The sequence below is a fragment of the Mycolicibacterium pyrenivorans genome (assembly GCF_025821625.1).
GTDB lineage: Bacteria > Actinomycetota > Actinomycetes > Mycobacteriales > Mycobacteriaceae > Mycobacterium > Mycobacterium pyrenivorans.
Map to the genome: position 1 here is coordinate 1 of NZ_JACKSH010000008.1, position 391 is coordinate 391.

A 391-nucleotide genomic window follows, 5' to 3' on the forward strand; every position below is an offset into this window, starting at 1 on the left:
CAGGTGGTCAGCGGCATGGTGTTGGCGACCCTGGGTTTCGTCGGATTCGAGTCGGCCGCGTGTTTGTCCGTCGAGGCCAAAGACCCACAACGGACAATCCCACGGGCCGTCACGGGCAGTGCGCTACTGGCCGGCGCGCTCTACCTGTACGCGTCGTATGCGCAGATTGTCGGATTCGGCGGTGCCGACAACCTGGCCGCCGATGCAACGCCGTTGAACACATTGGCCGACGGCCTTGGCGTGCACTGGCTTGCGTTGGGCATCGATCTGGGCGCGGTGGCCTCCAACTTCGCCTGCGTCACCGGCTCGCTGACAGCGGCCAGTCGGGTACTGCGATCGATGGGGGAGTCGCAGCTGGTGCACCGCAAGATGGCGGCGACGCATCCCATCC

General features: G+C 66.0%; 1 protein-coding gene. It reads left to right on the top strand.

Going from position 1 to position 391, the window contains the following annotated elements; genetic code table 11:
- Positions 1 to 391: amino acid permease (locus tag H7I57_RS00715; protein WP_264021303.1), on the top strand; the 391-nt coding region annotated here is incomplete at both ends.